The sequence below is a fragment of the Hyphomonas sp. UBA3601 genome (genome assembly GCF_002375605.1).
In the GTDB taxonomy this organism is placed as follows: Bacteria; Pseudomonadota; Alphaproteobacteria; order Caulobacterales; family Hyphomonadaceae; genus Hyphomonas.
Window position 1 is genome coordinate 6,361 of sequence record NZ_DFME01000101.1, and the last position, 1,763, is coordinate 8,123.

General features: G+C 58.8%; 1 protein-coding gene. It reads right to left on the reverse strand.

The window, feature by feature from the left end:
* Positions 1-71: 71 nt before the first annotated feature.
* On the reverse strand, positions 72-1,763 hold a 1,692-nt coding region (locus B4F73_RS10025; protein ID WP_290483167.1), incomplete at its 5' end, for a 30S ribosomal protein S1.

The following is a 1,763-nucleotide window of genomic DNA, read 5'->3' on the forward strand; positions in this document are numbered from 1 at the left end:
GGAGCGCTAGGCCCCCGCCGCAAACATTTCATCAATTTTAGAATACTGATCCGGAGACCGGATCAGCCGCCTCAGGCGTTGGCCAGTTCTTCCGACTGGGCCTTCCACTCAGCGCCTTTGCCGGACGTACCAACTTCCTCTTCGAGGGTAGCCAGTTGAGCATCCGTCAGCGCAGCAATCTGCCAGAAGTGGTAGATACCAGCTTCGTTCAGCTTCTTCTCGAACGCCGGACCGACGCCCTTGATCTGCTTCAGATCGTCAGCATCGCCCTGAGGACCGGACAGGCGGCCGCTCTCGTCCAGCGCAGACGCGTCAGCCGTGGCCACGCCGTCCGTGCTCGGCGGGGTCGGGGTGACCTTTTCCGAGGTTTCCTTGGACGTTCCGGACGAAGCCAGCGCTGCACCGAGGATATCGCCGAGCGACGCACCGGCATCTGCCGATCCGTACTGTGCAACGGCTTCTGCCTCTTCGGCGATTTCGAGGGCCTTGATGGACAGGGAAACACGGCGGGACGAACGGTCCACCGACATCACTTTTGCGTCGATCTTGTCGCCAACAGCAAAGCGTTCAGGACGCTGGTCTGCACGATCACGAGACAGATCGGAGCGACGGATGAAGGATTTCATCGCCGGGGAGCCGAACTCGATTTCGATACCGCCCGAGGTGATCTCGGTGACAGTACAGGTGACAATCGTGCCGCGCTTCACGCCGGAACCGCCATCTGCAGGTGCTTCGATCGGATCGCCGGACAGTTGTTTGATGCCGAGCGAGATGCGCTCTTTATCAACATCAACGTCCAGGACTTTCGCCTTGACCATGTCACCCTTGTTGAAGGCTTCAATGGCTTGCTCGCCGGACTTGTCCCAGGCAATGTCGTTGATGTGCACCATACCGTCGAGGTCCGGGCCGAGGCCAACGAACAGACCGAATTCCGTGATGCCACGAACTTCGCCTTCGATTTCCGTACCGATCGGATGCTCTGCGAGGAATGCGGTCCATGGGTTGTCCATGGTCTGCTTCAGGCCGAGCGAGATGCGGCGCTTCTCGGAATCGACGTCCAGAACTTCCACGTCGACTTCCTGAGAGGTCGAGAGGATTTTGCCCGGATGGACGTTTTTCTTTGTCCAGCTCATTTCGGAGACGTGGATCAGGCCTTCGACACCATCTTCCAGCTCCACGAAGGCGCCGTAATCGGTGATGTTGGTAACCTGGCCCTTGAGGCGTGCACCAACCGGATAACGGATGTCGATGCCATCCCACGGGTCGGAACCAAGCTGCTTCATGCCGAGCGAGATACGCTGGGTGTCAGGGTTGATCTTGATGATCTGGATTTCGACTTCCTGACCAACTTCCACAACCTGCGACGGATGATTGATCCGCTTCCAGCTCATGTCGGTGACGTGCAGGAGGCCGTCGATACCACCCAGATCAACGAACGCACCATAATCGGTGATGTTCTTGACGATACCCTTGCGGACGTCGCCCTCTGCCATGTCGGAAACGATCTCTGCGCGCTGTTCGGCACGGCTCTCTTCGAGGATTGCGCGACGCGAGACAACAATGTTGCCGCGAGCACGGTCCAGCTTGAGGATCTGGAATGGCTGGATTTCGCCCATCAGTGGGCCAACGTCGCGAACCGGGCGGATGTCCACCTGGCTGCCTGGAAGGAAGGCGTTCACACCGCCGAGGTCGACCGTGAAGCCACCTTTGACGCGGCCGGAAATAGCACCTTTGACGGGCTCTTCGGCGTTGAAGCATTTTTC